This is a genomic window from Carboxylicivirga fragile, from assembly GCF_050589805.1.
Classification (GTDB): domain Bacteria; phylum Bacteroidota; class Bacteroidia; order Bacteroidales; family Marinilabiliaceae; genus Carboxylicivirga; species Carboxylicivirga fragile.
In genome coordinates this window covers 1-21430 of record NZ_JBNGOY010000028.1, presented here as the reverse complement: position 1 = coordinate 21430, position 21430 = coordinate 1, and the positions used below count along the sequence as shown (strand labels likewise).

At 35.6% G+C, this 21430-nt stretch carries 11 protein-coding genes and 1 pseudogene; 5 read left to right on the top strand and 7 right to left on the bottom strand.

Annotation, left to right across the window (positions count from 1 at the left end):
• Window positions 1–6: 6 nt before the first annotated feature.
• The 6 genes from ACRD7B_RS13335 to ACRD7B_RS13310 form a co-directional block, all read right to left on the bottom strand.
• Window positions 7–1515, bottom strand: a complete 1509-nt coding sequence (locus tag ACRD7B_RS13335; RefSeq protein WP_430825066.1) for a DUF4933 domain-containing protein — start codon at window positions 1513–1515, stop codon at window positions 7–9.
• Between the two features lie 119 nt (window positions 1516–1634).
• A complete protein-coding gene (locus ACRD7B_RS13330) occupies window positions 1635–4004 on the bottom strand; it encodes an ABC transporter permease (protein WP_430825065.1) in 2370 nt (789 codons plus the stop codon).
• On the bottom strand, window positions 3997–6336 hold the full coding sequence (locus ACRD7B_RS13325; protein ID WP_430825064.1) for an ABC transporter permease: 2340 nt from the start codon (window positions 6334–6336) through the stop codon (window positions 3997–3999). Before ACRD7B_RS13325 ends, ACRD7B_RS13330 begins: the two co-directional genes overlap by 8 nt.
• Before the next feature lie 36 nt (window positions 6337–6372).
• Window positions 6373–8652 (bottom strand): ABC transporter permease, encoded by a 2280-nt coding sequence (locus ACRD7B_RS13320; RefSeq protein ID WP_430825063.1) that lies wholly within the window; start codon window positions 8650–8652, stop codon window positions 6373–6375.
• Window positions 8653–8747: 95 nt separating this feature from the next.
• Window positions 8748–9440, bottom strand: a complete 693-nt coding sequence (locus ACRD7B_RS13315; protein WP_430825062.1) for an ABC transporter ATP-binding protein — start codon at window positions 9438–9440, stop codon at window positions 8748–8750.
• 68 nt (window positions 9441–9508) lie between these two features.
• Window positions 9509–10759: an efflux RND transporter periplasmic adaptor subunit gene (locus ACRD7B_RS13310; RefSeq protein ID WP_430825061.1), complete on the bottom strand. Its 1251-nt coding sequence runs from the start codon at window positions 10757–10759 to the stop codon at window positions 9509–9511.
• Between the two features lie 188 nt (window positions 10760–10947).
• Between ACRD7B_RS13310 and ACRD7B_RS13305 the strand changes: the two genes are divergently transcribed.
• A complete protein-coding gene (locus ACRD7B_RS13305) occupies window positions 10948–12318 on the top strand; it encodes a sigma-54-dependent transcriptional regulator (RefSeq protein ID WP_430825060.1) in 1371 nt (456 codons plus the stop codon).
• Window positions 12308–13639: a sensor histidine kinase gene (locus tag ACRD7B_RS13300; RefSeq protein WP_430825059.1), complete on the top strand. Its 1332-nt coding sequence runs from the start codon at window positions 12308–12310 to the stop codon at window positions 13637–13639. The genes ACRD7B_RS13305 and ACRD7B_RS13300 overlap by 11 nt, the downstream gene beginning before the upstream one ends.
• A 3-nt stretch (window positions 13640–13642) precedes the next feature.
• On the opposite strand, the gene ACRD7B_RS13295 is transcribed toward ACRD7B_RS13300, so the two are convergent.
• Window positions 13643–15094: a carbon starvation CstA family protein gene (locus ACRD7B_RS13295; protein WP_430825058.1), complete on the bottom strand. Its 1452-nt coding sequence runs from the start codon at window positions 15092–15094 to the stop codon at window positions 13643–13645.
• 348 nt (window positions 15095–15442) lie between these two features.
• Between ACRD7B_RS13295 and ACRD7B_RS13290 the strand changes: the two genes are divergently transcribed.
• The 3 genes and pseudogenes from ACRD7B_RS13290 to ACRD7B_RS13280 all read left to right on the top strand — a co-directional run bounded on the left by ACRD7B_RS13290 (window position 15443) and on the right by ACRD7B_RS13280 (window position 20897).
• Window positions 15443–17359 carry a beta-N-acetylhexosaminidase gene (locus tag ACRD7B_RS13290; RefSeq protein ID WP_430825057.1) on the top strand — a complete coding sequence of 639 codons (1917 nt, stop codon included), beginning with the start codon at window positions 15443–15445 and terminating at the stop codon, window positions 17357–17359.
• 121 nt (window positions 17360–17480) lie between these two features.
• Window positions 17481–17786 (top strand): annotated as a pseudogene (locus ACRD7B_RS13285) (two-component regulator propeller domain-containing protein); the annotation flags it as partial.
• A 21-nt stretch (window positions 17787–17807) separates the two neighbouring features.
• Window positions 17808–20897: a two-component regulator propeller domain-containing protein gene (locus ACRD7B_RS13280; RefSeq protein ID WP_430825056.1), complete on the top strand. Its 3090-nt coding sequence runs from the start codon at window positions 17808–17810 to the stop codon at window positions 20895–20897.
• Window positions 20898–21430: the final 533 nt, after the last annotated feature.

The following is a 21430-nucleotide window of genomic DNA, read 5'->3' as shown; positions in this document are numbered from 1 at the left end:
CGAGGGTTATTTGACAATCATTAATACATCATCATCAGCTTTTAAGGTCTGACAAAATTGGATGAGATTCTGTTTTTTATCACTGTCGGTAGAATTAATAAACTCCGATGATTTGATATGCTTAATCAGCTCGTATCCTTTTAATGCCATTAGCATGCTATGGTCGTTAGAAATCATATAATCCAATGGCCAAACGGATGGACCTCCATCAATATCATTCAATAGAATTTTAGGCTCGTAATTGGTTGGATCACCCTTAATAATATATAACTCCTTGTTTTGTTTTGAATACACGGCTTGATAAATATTTACGCTTTTATTGCGCCTATTACGCGGTGATGCATAGTTATCTTTAGAGAAAGTAAGAAATGCATAATTAGCAGTTTCGGCCCAACTCATTGGCACTATTTTTCCCTGCAGACTAACATCTGGGTCGGATCCTTCCATAATATCCATTTTGTATTTCCCCAACTTAAATACATATTTAGGCAGCAATTTATTGGGTGGAATAACCTGAAAGAGCGTATCATTAAAACTGGGGCGAATATATAATTTATTAGCAATTGTATACGTTGAACCTCCATCCGTACCACGAACCAGGTTTTTTGTATAGCTCTGTAGACGTTCATATTTAGTAAATGAACATAACGTATCACCATTAGAATTAAAGGTAAACAACATATTATCACCAGATTGCCTTTTTATGTAGTTACCCTTATCATCGCTAAAAATGCCAATATGTTCATACAAGGACTCAGGCGACATAGACATCATTCCATTCTTATTTTTAGGATTGTAAGGTTTATTATTACCATGCATCAAATCCACACTTACTGTTCCTTTGGCAAGTATTTTTTGTTGGTTTTCAACATCAAACTCACTTGAAGTCAATAATTGAGGAGATACACAATCATATTCCATAATACTCTTTTGCCCGGTTATAGAATTTGTATAAACGTAATATACTCTATCGCCTCGTGTCCAAATATTCATGTCGCCGCCAATACGAGTATGATCGTTAAATATCAACACACTTCCCCTTTTCTCATCATATGAAATACCATCTAATCTATTTCTCACAAGCGTATTGTTATAGCTGCCATCTATATTAAATAGATGTATACCAAAAAGATTTGCTGCTACAATATAATTATCAGTCAAAGAAAAACGATACTTCATATCGGTACGTAATTCTTTATTGTCGAGTGGTTGTAGGCGAATATACTGAATGGTTGTAGCTACATCTGACAACTTAAGTTCTTTGATATTATTCAAACTACCTTCAATATCAATTACTATTGGCTTTAAGTTTGTTTCGATTGTACGATTTTCAGGTAGCCTTATACCTTTAAAGCCCCCCACTATTGCCTCTTGTTGTTCTGTGATGACTGGTTCAATTGCCTTCAATTCTTCTCTTATTTCGTCTTCATCTACCTTTAATTTACTGCGTTGCTTACACGCTGTAGTAATGACTAAAAGCATGAAGGTTGAAAAGAATAGTGTTTGTTTTATCATAATTGATTCGTTTATTCCTTAGATGTTGCTAAAAGTTACTTTTTGTCAATTCCTCTTGTCTATTGTTCCAAATAAATTCATTCTGCTATTCCGATCTATGAAAGGAAGAACACTTAGTTTTATTCATAACGCAATGCTTTTATAGGATTCTGTTTGGCAGCTTTCCAACTGACTAAAACTACTGTGCAAACAGTAATAAAAGCCACTGGCAATATTGCCTTTAATAAATCGATTGTTTCAATGGAAGTTTTGTACGGGTATATCTGTAACCATGAAGCTATTATTGGCCAAACTAAAATCAAGGCAATTATAAAGGCAATGCCCATTAGCACGAGAGACTGTTTAAGAAAAAGAAATACAATATCTTTTTCATTAGCTCCATTGACCTTGCGTATGCCTATCTCCTTAGTACGTTGCTGTGCGCTCAGGTATACAAATGCCAAGAGTCCAATAAAGGCAACACCAAATACTAATAAAGTGAACAACTTCAATAATGATGAAAAAACATTCTCATCCTGATATCTTTTTTGAAGCTGGGAAGTAAAAAAATTAACCTCTACATTATTGTCATTTAATAGTGTCGCATAGGTATCTTTAACTTTATTAATGGTATTAAATTGATTGTGCACATCTAATCTGATTGTTACATACGAATACCAACCTTCATAGTAATATAAACAGTAAACTAATGGCCTTATCTCCTCAACTAAATCCTGCATATGAAAATCCTTGACAACACCTACCACTTTAAAGTCGATACCAACTCTCGACAATGTTAAATCTTCATGACTTTCAATATCTACTTTTCTCATTAAGGCTTCATTTACCAAAACTTCTTTAATATTGCGTTTGAGCCCATGACCACTGCGCAACTCGATCCCCATCGTTGTGAGATAAGATGAATCAATAAAGCTATGGCGAAACGAGTTAAAATTACCATCGCCATTCACCTCAAAGCCATTTCCTGAAAAGCCGTAGAAAGGGACATCAGAAGACAGGCTACTTGACTTAACACCAGTAATTTCACTAATTTGCTTATTCAAAGCCTTGGCCCTGGAGAAACTTAAATTCTCAGGCAGCTCAATGTAAACCAAATTCTCTTCGTTATAACCAAGTGCTTTATTACTCATGTAGGAGGTTTGCTTCACCACCAAAATTGTAAAAAGTAATACACCTGCCGATACAGCTAATTGAAAAACAGTTAAACCTTGACGCAGATACTTTTGAGTAAACGATCCGAAAGACATATTTTGCAGCAAATCTATTGGTTGCTTTCGACTATTACGTAATATTGGAAATAATGCCCCAACTATGGATATCATGATGATGATTCCGATAAAGACGAACCAAAACCCAACATTATCTATCTCTAAATTCAAGTTGATATTTAAATAATCAGAAACCAGAGATAGCATCATCGGACTAAGAAGCAAAGCAATGCCACCAGCCAGAGCCGTAAAAACCAAACTTTCTAGTACAAAATATACAACACTCTGCCATCGTTTCTGACCAAATATAAGGGGCATCGTAGAATGAACATTTCTTTTAATCAACGAAGACAGGGAGATAAATGTATAGTTAAAGGCAGAAATGACAACAATTAGCACAGCCGCAAGGAACAGTATATAAATTCGATGCATTATCTCATTACCTGAGTGTTTTAGGTATATGTCTTTTAACGGTTGTAATAATGGCGTAATATAAATTCCTCTTTGAGCTTCGGCTGCATAATCGTAATACTTCTGCAATACGGGCATCAAAAGCGGCTCCACAGCATTGTAATCAACACTAGGAGAAAGCTTGACATAATGGATAAAACTATCACCTCCACCCCATCCTGTATAAAGACTCTTCTCAGCTTCGATAGTAGAAAAGGAAACCAGGCAATCGAAAGGCATGGTAATATTATTTGGCGGATCGGCAATAATACCCTTCACAATTAACCCTTCTAAATTGTTAATTCTAATTTCTCTGCCAATGGGATTTTCCTCACCAAATACGGCTCTTGCAAGACTTTTAGTCAGTACAACACTATAGGGAGCTTTTAATACATCATTAATATTTCCATTTATGAGGTCAAAACCAAAAAATCGTATAAAAGTAGAATCAACATATTTCATGTTACACCTATACCACTTCTCATTATGTAATAGGCTTTGTTGACTTACGGGCCGACAAAGCGTATAGTCTACTACCATTGACAAATCGTTATACAATGCCGGACTCCAAGGAGCTTCAATCATGGTATTAACACTTCGATTTTGTGGACTTTCCCAAATTCGTGCTAAACGGTAAATATCAGCTCTATACTTTATCGCAGAATTTTTAGTTAACTCAGCATTAAGCCAATTAAAAATTATTAACGCCGAACATATGCCCAACACTAAACCCAGTAACTTAAAAACAGTTAATAGCTTATCAAACAAGGCGCGCCTTATAATAATTCGCATCCAAAAAAGCAATATTCCAACATGTCGCTTATTACTCATAACGCAGTGCTTTTATAGGGTTTAAATGAGCTGCTTTTATCGCCTGATATAAACTCGAAAGCAGTGTTACTAAAATGGTTATTCCACAAACAATGAGTACATCGATAAGAGTAAACTGATATTTATAATGACCAGGTAAAATGTTTTGAATCAGTTTGGCAACAGGGTATATGATAATATTAGCTACCAAAGCAATTACAAGGTAGCGTTTGGTGATGAGTGGAATGATTTGTTGCATGCTGGCACCTTGAACTTTCCTAACACCAATTTCTTTTATGCGACGCTGCATCGAAAAGAAAACTAAACCAAACAATCCGAGAGATGCAATTATTACCGCCAAAATAGTAAAAAAGGCAAATGAGTTTTTAGCATTGTTCCATATTTTCAACTCTATTCGATTACTATTAGCCTTATAATCATCTACAATAAATAATACATCGGGAAAGTACTTTTGCATTATTAAAATAATATGCTCTTTAGCAGCCTGTCTCTGAGGCATATCAATTTTAAAATTAAAATCATTCTCAATGGCCAAATCGCTATCGCGTAGAAATAAAACATATGGGATTATGGGATTGTGAACATCATCTATATTAAAATCCTTTATTACGCCAATCACTCTATATTCACCTTCCATCTGCAATGTTTTACCAATAGGGTTATCCCATCCATAAGCTCTTGCCGCTGTCTCATTAATTAAACAAGAACCTATATCAGTCGCTAAGTCCTCAGAAAAAGAACGGCCTTCTACAATGTCCATACTCATTGCATTTATAAAATGATGACAAGCACTGTTCCACCTAGTAAAAATCGGAGTCTCCTTATCCTCACCTTCCGGAATTACATAACAACCCCAGTTTAAAATCATTGGTGAGTTTAATGAGATGGCCATTTCCGAAACGCCTGGGTGAGATAATATCTCTTTCCGAAAGGCGGCATATGATACCGTAGAATTATTACTTGGTACATGGCCATTTAATAATACCTTATTATCAAAACCGATATCCTTTGTTTCTAAAAACTCAACTTGCTTGTATATCCATAAACTGGCTGTGATTAATGTAATAGATAAAACAAATTGGACATACACCATTGCTTGCAAACCCGTTATTCTTCCCTTCTTAAAAGGGCTTTTCCCCTTTAAAACAACAACCGGCTTAAATGATGAAATGATAAAAGCAGGATACACGCCAGCTAGAATACCTGTTAACACAACTGCCATTAATATAAAGGCAAGAAAAGGCCAATCAGTGAAAATATGCAATTCAATATTGCGATCAACAACCGAATTAAATAATGGTAAAATCAAATGGGCGATGAAAACTGCAACAAGAAATGAGATAAAAGCCACAACCACAGCTTCCACAAGAAATTGTATACGAAGGTAATTTTTAGAACTACCCACAACTTTACGTATACCAATTTCAATAAAACGAAGTGACGAAAAGGATGTAGCCAGATTCATAAAGCTAACACATGCCAATATCAGGATGAGTAGTCCTATAAACGAGAAAAAATAAATAATAACACTTCTATCATCGCGAGGATTTTCGTTTAAATGAAGTTGACTGAGCGGCCGTAGATATAAGGTGCGTTTAGCGCTTATATCATGAATATTAATGACATCCTTTATTTTAGCATTGAAACTTTGCACGGATACACCTGGCTCGAGTAGTACATATGTTTTATAAGAATTATTGTACCAATTACTACCATAATCCTCCAATAGCTGTGCATTTGATTTAAAGTAATCTGCTTGAATGTGCGATTGCTCTGGAATATCCGCCATTACACCGGTAACTACCAGTTCATTTTTATTGCTATCAAAAATCACCTTTCCGATGGGATCTACACCTGAAAAATACTTTTCGGCCATTGATTCACTTAGAACAATTGAACTAGGAATATCCAAAACCGTTTTCCGATCACCTCTAAGTAACTTAAATGAAAAAACATCAAATAACTGCGATGGTGCCAAAAAGCCATTTTTTTCATTATACACTTTTTCATTATCTGGCGAAAGGTTTTCGCTCCATATCTCACGTATAACAAGTGATTGATTTACTTCGGGATAATTTATCTTTAAATACTCTGCAACTGGAACGGGAATTTGGGTATTATCATTAAGTCGATCATCAATTTTATAAGCTTGTGCACGATATATAAGTGAGTAATGCTCATTAAACCTATCCCAATCTTTCTCGTATTGAATAAAACGAGCAATAAGCATAAAGGCAGCCAAACCAATTGAAAGACATAAGATTTGAATTAACGAAAGTAACTTACGTCTTTTCAGGTTTCGCCAGGCAATTATTATATAGTGCTTTATCATTTTAACACAGGTTAAATTTTATAAATACTAAGCAACTTACTCATACCTTAAACACTTAACAGGATTTTGGTTAACTGCATGTTTCGTTTGCACAATCATTACCAAAGAATTGATAATCCAAACGAAAAGACCTCCAATTAGAAAGTAATACCAACGAATTGAAATGTGTTGTGAAAAAATTTGTAGCCATTGCTCCATAAAATACAACACTGGGGCTATGGACAGTATAAAACCAGTTAAGATTGGTACGGATATTTTCTTATTCAGGAAAAAAACAATATTTAAACTGCTTGCACCATTTACCTTTCTTATACCAATTTCTTTAGTTCGTTCTTGGATGACAATCGAAGTCATACCCATCATACCAATGAGTGCAATAACTAAAGCTAATAAACTAAAAGATGAGAGTAACTTAAAAATCTTAAGTTCATCAGTATAATAGGCATCTAGAGTATCCGATAAAAACTGATAATTAAATAGCTGTTCTGGTAAAAATTTATTGACACATTCTTGAAGGTGTTTAATTGCCATTAAGGCATTATCATTATACCTGACATAAACTCTGTTGAGTATATTATAGTTGCAAAGGATAACTAATGGTGCAACTTCGTTATGCAAGGATGCAAAATGAAAATCTTCGCAAACACCAATACACTGTTTACCCATTACACCATCAATATTCTTATTTAAGTAACTTTCCCAATCATAGCTATGCAAAGCTTTTTCGTTTATAATAAATGAATAGGCATCGCCTGGCATTTGACTGAACCCCCTACCTTTTATCATTTTTATATTGAAAAAATTAAGAAAATTATCATCAGTAACCCATAAGCCATAACTGATCTGTTGATTGTTTGAATAACCCGAAACATATTCAATGTTTTCAGGTCCATTGGATGCGAAAGTGACATCAGAGATTCCACTATAATTTAATAACTCATCTTTAAAAGCATCAGCATCTTTCATCATGGATGAACTAAGCTGTAACGAAATAACTCTATCCGTATTTAAACCAGTATCAAAGTCTAATAAAAACTCTTTTTGATGATAAACTACAATTGAGGAAACAACAAGCAAAAAAGCGATAAAGAACTGAATATTAATCAACCCAACACAAAGTCGATCATTCAATTTTAAAGTCTCATTACTTAGCATCGAAATAAGGTTTCTAAAAGGTATTAAAGCCAGCGAAAGCAATGTTAAAAGGGATATCAGACATACTATCAAAATATTGGACGAAGCATTATTGCTCAGCTTAACACCAAACAAGCTATTCGCATTTGCAACCATTAATACCTGAAAAACCACATATGTTACTATTGCAGAACAGAGAATGATTAACATTGATTCAATAAAATATTGAATCTTAACATGCCTTTTATGTGCTCCATTATAACGTGCAATTCTGATACTTTGTAATCTCGACTTATATTTGCCAATGCGAAACGACTGGTAGTTAACAATGCTTGTGAATAGTATAAGTAAACCAATAAAAGCAAAAAGATATATGTACGTCCTATTGCTTTTGCTTATATAATCAAATGAGTTTTGTTTTGTGAAACGAATTTCGGACAAGCTAGTCAAACTCACTTTAGCATCATAAACTTCACCTCCATTAGTAAGATGTTGAAGAATTGATTGTTCAACTATATGGGATGAACTGTTATTACTAAGCTTAATAAAAACGGAGTATATTTTTTCTTGTTTATTGTGGTAGGCCAATGATGATATACTCACTAATCCTATTGGCGCTATACTTGAATTATCAGGCACATCAATATAAACGGCTGCAACTTTCTTTTTTATCCCAGGGCCAAAAGCTTTATTCACAATAAGGTTTTTACCAATTGGTGACTCATTACCAAATAATTGCATTGCCGTATTTTGACTTATAGCAATTAATGCATCATTATTAAAAACATCATTTAGTTTTCCTTCTGTCGTATTTGTTTGAAAAACAGATTGCCACTCATGATTGGTATTATAGACAGAACCCGATACTTTATATTTACCATCAATAGTACTAATTGACAAACTGCCACGAGCTTGAATAGGGCATACATGTTCTACCCCAGGTATATTATTCTTGATTAAACCAACCGACTTACCGTTAATAAATAATTTGTTTCCAAACTGCAAGCGATACACTTGTTCATGTCCCTTAACATGCTTATCAAAACTTAATTCATGAACGACATATTTAAAAATTATCATTGATGCGGTAAAAGCAATGATAAAGCCCAGAACACTCAGTATGCTATAGAACTTTTGGCTCCATAAATATCTAAGGACTAATTTGGTAATATATGGTATCATTTCTGTTTTGAATTACTCATAAAACAATTAACTAACGGCAATACCCAACTAGGATCATCGAACGCACATTTTATTACGCACTTGAAATCAACCCTTTATCCAACAATCATTTCTTTATTCATTTTTTCAGTCACCACATGCCCATCAAATAAATTAATTACACGGTGTGCATATTCAGCATGTTCGGCGGAGTGCGTTACCATCACAATGGTAGTACCTTCTTCGTTTAATTGACGTAGCAGATTCATTACTTCAGCACCATTTTTTGAGTCGAGATTACCTGTAGGCTCATCGGCTAATATTAACTTTGGATTAGCTACCACCGCACGCGCAATAGCCACACGCTGTTGCTGTCCACCCGATAACTGTTGAGGAATATGCTTGGCACGATGTGCAATTTGCATGCGTTCCATTACTTTTTGCACACGCTCTTTACGCTCTTTGGCAGACATTTTCAGATAAACCAATGGCATCTCAATATTTTCGAAAACATTTAATTCATCAATCAGGTTAAAGCTTTGAAATACAAAACCAATATTCCCTTTTCGCAAGTTGGTACGTTGACGCTCTTTAAATGAAGCAATCTCTTGCCCATCAAAATACAATTCACCACCTGAAGGATTATCCAATAGGCCAATAATATTTAACAAGGTTGATTTACCACAACCCGAAGGTCCCATAATGGCAACAAATTCGCCGTTTTGAATATGAATGTTAACATTATTCAATGCAGTAGTTTCTACTTCTTCGGTTCTGAATACTTTCTGTAGGTTATTAGTTCGTAACATATTTTATAATGATTAATGATCAATTATTAGTTATTAATGTTGCGTATGAATGTATAATAGCTATAAACTTAATTTAATATTACCACTTCATTATCTCCAAATATCTCGTAGCCAGATGTAATAACTTCTTCTCCTACTTCAAGCCCTTCAATTATCTCAAAGAATTTTGGATTTTGGCGACCAATACTAATTTCTCGCCTATAGGCCATCGACTTATCTTTACTTAAAACAAAGGCCCATTGACCTCCCGTACTTTGAAAGAAGCTTCCACGAGCTAATAACAAGGATTCTGAAGGATTGCCCAATTCTAATTTAACATGACTGGTTTGTCCAATACGAAGTCCTTGAATTTCTTTGCTGTCAAATTCCAAATCCACAATAAATTTACCGTCCTCCACTTCAGCATAAATTTTAGATACGGTAGCATCGATGGATCTACTTGGGAATTGACAACTGGCTTTTAAACCCTTAATTATACGCGAAATATAGTGTTCATCAACTTCAGCCTTAAGCTTAAAACGATCCAACACATTTACTTTTCCAATTCGAGTTCCATAATTAATCACTTGTCCTTCTTCTAGGTTAAGCGAAGCCAACTGACCAGTAACGGGCGCTTTAATAATCAAGTTATCTAGTCGTTGGCGAATAATACCTTGATTTTCCTCCATCCTAACAGCAGATCCTTCCAGCGTTTCAATCTGAATTCCACGATATAGCGAATCGCGTTTAAAACTTTCTTTCAACAAAGTCATTTGACGGAAAGAAGCTTCATAACTGGTTTTATCTTTTAAGTATTCGTCCTCTGAGATAAGTCCTTCCTGAAAGAAAACTTTTGAATTATTGTACTTACGTTTTTGTATAAACAGATCTCCCTCCAATTGTACAATTTGATTTTGAAGCTCCATGGCATTCATTTCCATTTGCAAGCGTGCCGTTCGTAACTCGTTAATGGCACGGGCTACATTTGCTTCGTTATTTGAAATTTCAAGGATAAGATTCGTATTACTTAATTGTGCAATAGGATCGCCCTCGGTAAGCATATTACCCTCCTCCATAAGAATCTGCTCAACACGCCCTCCTTCAATGGCATCTAAAAAGATCGTTCTATAAGGTTCAACAGTAGCTGTTACACTGATGTAATCCTGAAAATAATCGTCTTGAACGATTGATATAGTTAATCGCTCTTTATCAATTTTAACCTGACTACGATGATCAGCAAAAGCTATAAAATAAACGCACCAAAATAAGAATAAGGAAGCACTTATAATCCAATATAACTGCTTTCGCCACCAAGGTTTTTTTTCAATTTGTCGATCCATAGTTCTTATTTTATTATGCCATCTATATATCCAAGCTCGTGCCACTTATACTGAATTCTTATTTTCAAACACTTAACTAACTCATCGAAAATTATTGTGTCGGAAATTCCAACACTCATGTATGTAATTCCAACAATAAAGATGTATTTTGTAAGTAGAAATAAACAACAAAATTGATAATAAGAAAAATGCCCACAAAAGAAGGAAACATCTTAATTGTTGATGATAACAAAGATTTATTACTGGCGCTAAAATTGTATTTAAAGCCGCATTTTAGTGTTATAAAAACAGAGCACAATCCTAATAGAATAAAGGAACACCTTCAAAAAGATAATTATGACATTGTAATGCTCGATATGAATTTCACATCGGGCATCAACAATGGTAACGAAGGCCTGTTCTGGATGCGAGAGGTTCATAAGTATGACAGTGAATTGGCCGTTGTTTTTATTACCGGATACAGCGATGTTGAATTAGCCGTTAAAGCCATTAAGGAAGGTGCGGCCGATTTTATTGAAAAATCATGGGATGAGCGTAAAATTCTGTCAACACTACTATCCGTTTTCAAACTACAGAAATCAAAGAAAGCCATTTCGGGTTTGAAGAAAAAACAGAAACACCTGAAAGAGTGTATTGATGCGGGTCAAGATGTGTTTATTGGTAACTCGCCTGAAATAAAAGCAGTAATGGGCATGGTTAATAAGGTTGCTCCTACCGATGTAAATGTGCTTATACTTGGTGAAAATGGCACGGGAAAAGAAGTGATGGCACGCGCCATTCATCGACTTTCGAAACGAAGTGACGAAATGTTTGTAAGTGTGGATTTGGGTAGCCTTCATGAAAACTTGTTTGAGAGTGAACTTTTCGGACATAAAAAAGGCGCCTTTACCGATGCTAAAACAGACAGAACAGGTCGTTTTGAATTAGCCAATGGTGGCACCCTGTTTTTGGATGAGATTGGTAATCTATCGCTATCGGCTCAGGCAAAACTTTTATCAGTTCTACAAAACAGAGAAATTACACCCGTAGGTGGTACGAAGCCCATTAAGGTTGATATCCGACTCATCTGCGCTACCAACATGCCACTTAACAAAATGGTTGAAGAAGGTAGTTTTCGCGAAGATTTACTTTACCGTATCAATACCATTGCCATTGAACTACCAGCGCTTCGAAACAGAAAAGATGATATAAGTGGACTTGCCCAATTCTTTTTAGAGCAATTGGCCAATAAGTATAATAAAAAAGATATGAAGTTTTGCGCTAATGCTCTCACAGCATTAAAGACTCAAAACTGGAAAGGAAATATTAGAGAACTACAGCACAACATCGAAAAAGCTGTTATTTTGGCTGATGGGCCGATCATAACGACTGAAGATCTTTTCTTAAACAATGAGGACAGCAACATGATTGACGATAATTGCTTTAACATCATGGATCATGAACGCCTGCTTATTCAAAAGGCTCTTACTAATTGCAAAGGTAACATGAGTAAAGCAGCTCAAAAATTAGGCATTAATCGCTCTACCCTATACGATAAAATTAAGAAGTATGACTTATAAGCATTTCTCAATCAATATAATTATTCAAGCTTGTTTTATAGCGCTTACTCCAGTGGTGATTGCCTATATTTGGAGCTCCGATAGCTTGTTGCTTTTACGCAATCTGCTCTTCATAGTTTATGGGATTCAGGTTTGGAACTTAATTTATTCGGTAAGAAAAACCAACCGTGAACTGGCTAAGTTTATTCAATCCTTCGGCTTTGGTGACACAACCATCCATTTTCATAATCAGGATAAGGACGTTTCATTTGGCGACCTTTTCAAAGCTTTTAATCAGGTGGTAGGTAGTTTCAGACAATTAAAAATTGATAAAGAGAAGGAATACTTGTTTTTTGAGAATGCCTTAAAAAACCTTGGAGTTGCTATTGTTGTGGTTAACGAACATGGTAATGTACTGATGACCAACGATGCCTTGCTAAAAATGCTCAATATTAAATACCTGCATCGCCTTGAAAAACTAAATGGATTTAAATCGGGTTTGGCTATTGAATTATTAAAACTTCAACCCAATCAGCAAAAGTTGGTTGAACTGATTGTTGATGGGCGTTTGTTGCAGGTTGCACTGACTTCTGTTTTAATGAAACAAGAGCAGAAAACTTTGCGTTTATTAGCTTTTCAGGATATACGAAGTGAAATTGAAGAGAAAGAATTAGAGTCGTGGCAGAAATTAATAAGGGTACTTACCCATGAAGTGATGAACTCGCTTAGCCCAGTCAATATACTATCAGCAAGTTTAATGCAACGCTTCAATCCCGAAAACAAATCCATTGAATTAAATCAGGATGAGCAACAAGAAATACATGAGGCACTCGATGCCATTCATTCACGAAGCAAAGGCTTAACTCGATTTGTAGAAAGTTATCGCAGCATGGCAGGTCTAAAAAGTGCCCAAACTGCAGCTTGCAATATCAATGCGCTTTTGTCAAGAATACAGGTACTATTTCAAAGTGAAATGAAAGCTGACAACATCAGTTTAGAAATTCGAATTGAAGACAAGATTGAACATCAAATTGATGAAAAACTAGTTGAACAGGTACTTATCAACTTAGTCAAAAACAGTAGGGAAGCGCTTAGTAATAAAGGAAAAATCGTCCTTAGAGCGACAAAGGAAAATCTAGGCCTGATTATTAGTGTAAGCGATAATGGCAAAGGTATTCCAAAGGATGAACTTGATAAAGTTTGTGTTCCTTTTTACACTACGCGCAAAGGTGGTAACGGCATTGGCTTGGCACTATCACGTCAGGTTATGCGTCTGCACGGTGGTCAATTAAAAATTCAATCAGAAGAAGGTGAAGGAACGGAGGTTAGTTTGCAATTTTAACAACTAATCTTCTTTAATTTTTGTCACTCGTTTTATACGAATTATAAATAAAGCAAAAGCAAAAATACCACCCATGCATCCAATTAGTATTCCCATTTCAGTATCAATGGCTAAGCCTCCATTCTTATTAGGTGCTACCAATAAATAAGCCAAACAAACCACAGTCATAAAGGTGGCAGGTAAGGAAAGCATCCAATGTGGTTTTCGGGTCTTCGCCAAATACATGGCTCCTGTCCACAATACAATTACAGCCAATACCTGGTTCGATAAACCAAGGTATTTCCAGATGGTTGCAAAGTCGAGTTGCGATAACACAAAACCAACTGCAAACAAAGGAATGCTAATTATTAAGCGCTTTTTAATGGTAGACTGGTCAAATTTAAATACATCAGCTATCGTGAGTCGAGCACTGCGAAAAGCAGTATCACCAGTAGTAATAGGACAAGCAATGACACCTATAATTGCAAAAATAGCACCAATACTTCCTAACCAGGCAATACTGATTTCGTTAACCACCCAAGCCGGATTGTGTTTCGGCATCTGCATGGTTTCATTCAGGCCTTCGGCTCCATTAAAAAATGTCATCGCAGCCGTTGCCCAAATTATTGCCACAATGCCTTCCGCTATCATAGCGCCAAAAAACACATAACGTCCATAACTTTCTTTCTTGATGGTTCGTGCCATCATGGGTGCTTGTGTACTATGAAAACCACTCAAGGCTCCACATGAAATCACAATAAACAACATGGGGAAAAGGATATTTTCAGTTGGATGATGGTGAAAATTCTTAAAACTAGCAGCACTTAATTCAGGCATTATTACCGACCCGTTTATATTTCCAAACAACATAGCCCCACCAATGGCAAGCGCCATTATAATTAAAGCTGCCCCAAAGACCGGATAAATCTTCCCAATAATTTTATTAATGGGTAAAAGCGTAGCAACTAAGTAATAAGTAAAAATAACATAGAGCCATATTTTTAAGCCGCCACCTGTTAAATTTGCCAACAAACCTGCAGGCCCGGATACAAAAGCCACTCCCACAAAAATCAAAAGCAACAAAGAGAAAAGACGTAGAAAATTCTGGAACCCTGGACCAAGGTATTTACCAACTATTTCAGGAATACTGGCTCCTCCATTCCGTATCGAAAGCATCCCAGAAAAATAATCATGGACAGCACCCATAAATATGCAACCAAACACAATCCACACGTAGGCCATTGGGCCGTACATTGCGCCTAGTATTGCTCCAAATATGGGGCCCAGGCCAGCAATGTTTAAAAATTCAATGGTGAACACCTTCCAGGTTGGCATGGGCGAAAAATCAACCCCATCGGATTTGGCAAAAGCTGGAGTTGGCTTACTATCATCCGCCCCAAAGAAACGTTCCACGAACTTTCCGTAAAAAACAAAACCTAAAACCAGGGTGACGATTGCCAGAATAAATGTCCACATAAATACCTTATTTATTTTGAGGCCACCAAATTATAAAATTCATTCAATAATTAACTTTGTTTTATTCAAAGCTTATGAGTCATTATATTTTTTTTACCACAAAGTACGCAAAGCGGTATTTCACAAAGGACACAAAGCTATTTTTATTCTTAGTTTGCTAAATAATTATCTTTGAGTACTTAGCGGCTAATTTTTACACTCAATAAAAAACACAGAAAGAATTTTTAACAATGGGTGCGAACTTATATTTACCTTAGTCTACTAAAAGATGACCTAAGTGGTTAATTTTTCCACTGTCGTATTTCAACTAATTATTTATGTACGCACAGACAATAATAAAATAAAACGATGCAAAAATCTCTTCTCATAACCCTCATATTTCAATTCACTTTTTTAATTAATGGGCAAGAAATAAGAAAACATCTCTTCCCAACACCTGAAATAGTCAACTTAACCGAAAAGCTATTTTCGCCCACACAATTAACTATTATCTATAATCAGGAAGACAAAAGACTTATGCCAAGCATTCTTGAAGTGCAGAATAATCTCCTGCAATTAGGAATAAATGTGGACATTATTGCTAATCGCTATGCCTATCATGCAAACACCATAGAACTCAAAATAGATCCAAACAAAAACACTCAATCCTATACAATAGATATCAACCAATGTAATATTAGCATAAGTGCTGGAAGTTCAGTAGGATTAAAGTATGGACTTATAAGCTTATCGCAAGTACTTCAGTACGCAAAAGAAAATGACGGCATTCCTTGTCTTTACATTGCTGATCGGCCAGATTTTGAACGTCGAAGCATTATGCTGGATATTAGTCGCGACAAAGTGCCTACCATGCAAACATTATATATGTTAGTTGATAAATTTACTTCCTGGAAGATAAATGAACTCCAACTCTACACCGAACACACTTTTGCCTACGAAAATCACGAAACAGTTTGGAAAAACGCCAGCCCTATGACGGCAGAGCAAATTCAAAAATTAGATAGCTACTGCAAAGCAAACTTTATTGATCTGGTACCAAATCAAAACTCTTTCGGCCATATGAAACGATGGCTCATTCACGAAGAGTATGAGCATTTGGCAGAATTAACTAAACCCGGAAAAACCATTTGGGGCATGCGTTCGCGAAATAGCCTGAGCCCGGTGGAGCCTGGCTCCTTAGATTTAATGAAAGATTTATATGCACAACTCATTCCCAATTTTAGCAGTCAATATTTTAATATTGGTTGTGACGAAACAGTTGAACTTGGTGTTGGCAAATCAAAAGCGCTTTGTGCTGAGATAGGAAAAGGACGAGTATATCTTGATTTTGTTCTGGAATTAAAAGAAGAAGTTGACAAGTACGATAAAACAGTTCAATTCTGGGGAGACATCATTTTACATTACCCAAAATTAATACCTGAAATTCCTAAAGATATGATCTCCCTTGTGTGGGGATATAATCCGAATCATCCATTTGACAAAGAATGTGCAAAATTTAAAGAGGCAGGATTGGAATACTATGTCTGCCCCGGTACCTCAACATGGAATTCAATACTAGGAAGAAACGAACATGCCTTTGCCAACCTACGCAATGCAGCTATTAATGGCAACGAATACGATGCGATGGGTTATATGATAACCAATTGGGGCGATCAAGGTCATTGGCAACCTTTAAGCACAAGTTATCCAACGTTCCTTTATGGTGCTGGCTTGGCTTGGCAAACTGATGCCAATATCGATATAAATATAGCTGATAATCTTTCGAAGTTTGTATTAAACGACAATAGTGAAACAGCGGGACAAGCCTTGGTAAACCTTGGCAATGCTTATTTACAAACAGGTGTAGAGACTGATAATAGCAATGTATTTCATCAATTGCTGATTCGTAGAAAACAACCACTAAAGAGCGACAGGTGGTTAAACCCTGTAAGCAAGAGAGATATAGATAAAACCATTGATTATATCAATACTAATATGGCCATAATAGAAAGTGTACCAATGAATTGCATTGATGCAGATATTATAAAAGCCGAGCTGGCACAAGCATGTGCGCTAAGCCTACATGCCTGTCAATTAGCTCTGGTAAAATTACAGACTAGCAATACTGATCTTGCCAATATATCTCAAGAAGATAGAAACATTCTTATCAAAGAACTTGAAGAAATTATTAAAGGACATGAACAAACGTGGATGTTAAGGAATCGGATTGGAGGATTAAGCGACTCAAGCATCAAATTAAATAGAGTACTTAATAGTTACAAATAACGATAATTCATCAATATTTCTAGGGCTTTCATAAAGGAGTGTCTAATCAACTTTTAATTACACCAGAAAATTAGTACTTTGGGAATTCACATATCCCTTATCGCCTTGAAAAAAAACCTTTATACGAAATATTTGCCTGTTCTACACTATTCTTTTTCTTTCGGTTTTTTGTACAACTAACAGCTATGCCGTAAAAGAAGTCAGCTTCCGTCAACTAAATCTTAATCACGGTTTATCCGACAATACCGTTAATGTTTTTTTTCAGGATAAGGACGGCTATATATGGATCGGCACATCACATGGTTTAAACCGATACGATGGAAATAACTTTGTAAAATTTCAAAATACTCACAACGATACAAGCTCACTATCGAGTGGCACAATAAGGGCAATAGCCCAAGATATAGATGGAAACCTTTGGATTGGCACCAATAATGGTATCGACATTATGGATGTTGAAACAAGAACGGTTATACGACGAATCAATACCAGTACATATCCGAATTTACCTTCTAATGCATGCATGTTTATTCATCGCGATTTAGAAAACAACATTTGGATTGGAACCAACCAAGGGCTTGTAAAATACACGCATGAATTAAATGAGCTAATTGAGCCAAGATCAAAAAACAATTTTGACTTTAAATCAGAAAACAACATTGCTCGTAGTATTACTGAAGATACTAATGGTAACATATGGCTTGGGTGTAATGCGGGCCTAATAAAACATAACTACCGGGATAAAATTACAGAACTCTTACCAGTAAAATTAAACTCTAAGCAATATAAGGTCTTGTGTATTCATAATTCAAACGATGGTAAAATATGGCTTGGAACCAATGGTGCTTTTATTTTTAGCATTGATACAAATTCAGATCTTAAACTGCAAACGATTGATCCCGTATGGTTCAATAATAAAAGTGATATACCGATTAAGGCTATCGGTCAATTCGAAAACACACTTTGGGTCGGCACCCAGGGAGTTGGCCTATACTACTATAACACTATCTCTAAAAAAATACATCAACAAACAGCCCATAAAGGCATTTCCGGGAGCTTGAGTTGGGACGTTATTCTATCCTTATTTAAAAGTGAATGCGGTACAATGTGGGTAGGAACCTATGGCAAAGGTTGTAATTATTGGCACCCATCCATTCAAAAATTTAATTATTACCGAAAGACAGCAAATAATCGCTTATCTCTGGATCTTGAAAGTATTAATTCCATCGCCTTAGATAATAAAAATAGAATATGGGTGAGTGGATATGGTGGAGGCTCTTCGTTAAACATATTAGATAGATCACAAAACAAAGTATTGAGTTTAAATACAGAAATCGACAACCATTATAATTATTTACATCTCGACAAAACTGAACCAGAACGATACATGTGGGCATGTCGTTCCGATTACTCTGAACAGTTATATCGAATAGACATTTTAAACAGAACCATTGATAAAGCCTACGATATATCAAAAAATCACCTGACGATATATCATATTACTGAAGCCGACAACAACTTATGGTTATCGAGTACAAAAGGAATTATACGCTTTAACAAGCAAAGTGGTACATCGAAATATTACTATAATCTATTGGGCGATTCAGCAAACGTTGCCACTGCGCAGGTATTTAACACAACCACAGATGCAGATGGCTGGTTATGGCTAGGAACTAATAAAGGTTTAATACATTATCATCCCGAAAGTGGTAAAAAAGAGACCTACACGATTAACAGCCACAAAAGCCGATCTATTTCATCAAACATTGTATTGTCAGTACTTAAAGATAAAAATGGAAATATTTGGATGGGTACCGACAATGGACTTAATAAACTTAATCCATCCAGTAAAACCATTACTACTTACAACACAAAAAATGGTTTAAGTAGCGACCTGATCATTAGCCTCCAAGAGGATGAGCAAGGAAATATTTGGATGAGTTCAAACCAAGGGTTAATTAGTTTGAATCCGATTAGCAATATAGTAACTAACTACACAAAAGATGATGGTCTGCAAAGTAACGATTTTGCACAGAACTCAAGTTTCAAAGCGGCAGATGGTGAATTATTCTTTGGAGGAACAAGTGGACTAAACTCTTTTTTACCCGATAAACTAAAATTAAACACATGCCCTGCCAACATAAAAATATCACAACTAAACATTAACAACCAAACAATTAACTTCAACAAAAACTCTAATGCCAAGCAAAAACTTAAAAAGAACATTGAATACACCAAGGAAATAAACTTAACACATAACGATAGAATCGTTTCATTCGAATTTAGCTCGTTGAACTATATTTCATCACATCGCAACTTTTTTAGCTATAAGCTCGATGGTTTTGATGATGAATGGAGCAAACCCACCCAACGAAATTTTGTATCCTTCACCAACCTCAGGCATGGTGAATATACATTAATGGTAAAAGCATCGAACAACGATGGACTATGGAGTAAGGATATTAAAGAATTAAAAATTGTTGTCACGCCACCATTTTACCACACGCTATGGTTCAGGACTTTGCTGGTATTAAGCATTATAAGTTTAACACTAGGGTTCTACTTTATTCGCATTCGTCTGCTTAAAAACAATGAAAAGAAACTTAAAAAGCTTGTTAAGGAAAGAACAACCAGCTTGCAGGAAACCAACGTGATATTAGAAGAAAAGTCAGAAGAAATAATGCTTCAAAAAGAGTTGCTCGAGCAGAAAAATGAGGAAATTGTCACACAGTATGAAGCGCTGGAGCAACATCGAACCAATCTTGAAGGCATCGTCTCCATCAGGACACAAGAGTTAGAAATAGCAAAAAATAAGGCAGAAGAATCAGACCGTCTAAAATCTGCTTTTTTGGCAAACATGAGTCATGAGATTAGAACACCAATGAATGCTATCATTGGCTTCTCAACTCTATTAAAGCAAAGCGAATTGAGCGATGATGAAAAGGACAACTTCATTGATCAAATTCAAACCAATGGTGATTCTTTGCTACATTTGATTGACGATATAATTGACATTGCAAAAATTGAAGCCGGACAATTACAGCTAATACCCAAAGCAATAGAACTGCATAGTCTACTCAATGAATTAGAGTCTAATTTCAATCAAGAAACAGTTCGCCTAAACAAAGCCAATTTAAAGCTTCTCTTGTCCTTGCCGCAACAAGAGCCCAAACACTTTGTTAGCGACCCTTATCGTATCAAACAAGTATTAAGCAACTTACTAAGCAATGCCATAAAGTATACCAACGAGGGAAGTATTGAATTCGGATATACCTACGAATCCAATTCAATGTTATTATTCTATGTTAAAGATACTGGTATTGGAATTGCATCGAACTATCTGCAAACAATTTTCGATCGCTTTAATAAGGCAGCTAACCCCGAGGATCGTCTGTATTCAGGAACCGGATTAGGTCTGTCAATATCAAAGCAAATTGTTACTAATTTAGGAGGAGAAATGAAAGTTGAGTCAAAATTGGAGAAAGGCTCGCGTTTTTCATTCACACTCCCCTTAATTTTCAATAACTCTAAATCTTAACCAGCTTTTTAAGAATTTAACAAAAGCTAATACCCTTGGGCTTTACTGAAGAACTGTTCTTTCAGACGCCACCCTCTACCTTAGGCTGAAATGACTTAAGGCTTCAGTCTTGCTAAATTTGAAATGAGAATAGTTTCTCAAATATGAGACTCGGCAGTTATTTGTCATTTTTCAAGAACACCCCTTAATATACCAATTGTAATCCCATAAAAACAACAAATAAACACAAACACCCTATAGAATTTAGGGGGTTGGTGAAATATTTTTGGTTTTTATAGTGGGTTTGGAAAATAATTACCATATTTGTAGTGGATTTTTTCATAAAAACTTGGATTTAGTTAGCTGATTTAAGGGTAAGGACAGATAAACGTATCTGTCCTCCTTTTTAAGAATCAAATCACTGATAAGCTTAATCCTTAATTAACAATTTAGAAATACAATCACTATTAACCGACTAAAGTCGGGATTCATAAAATTCTCTTCTACAGCGCCCATTTATTGGGCGTTTGGTTTTTTATTTCAAATTAGACCCC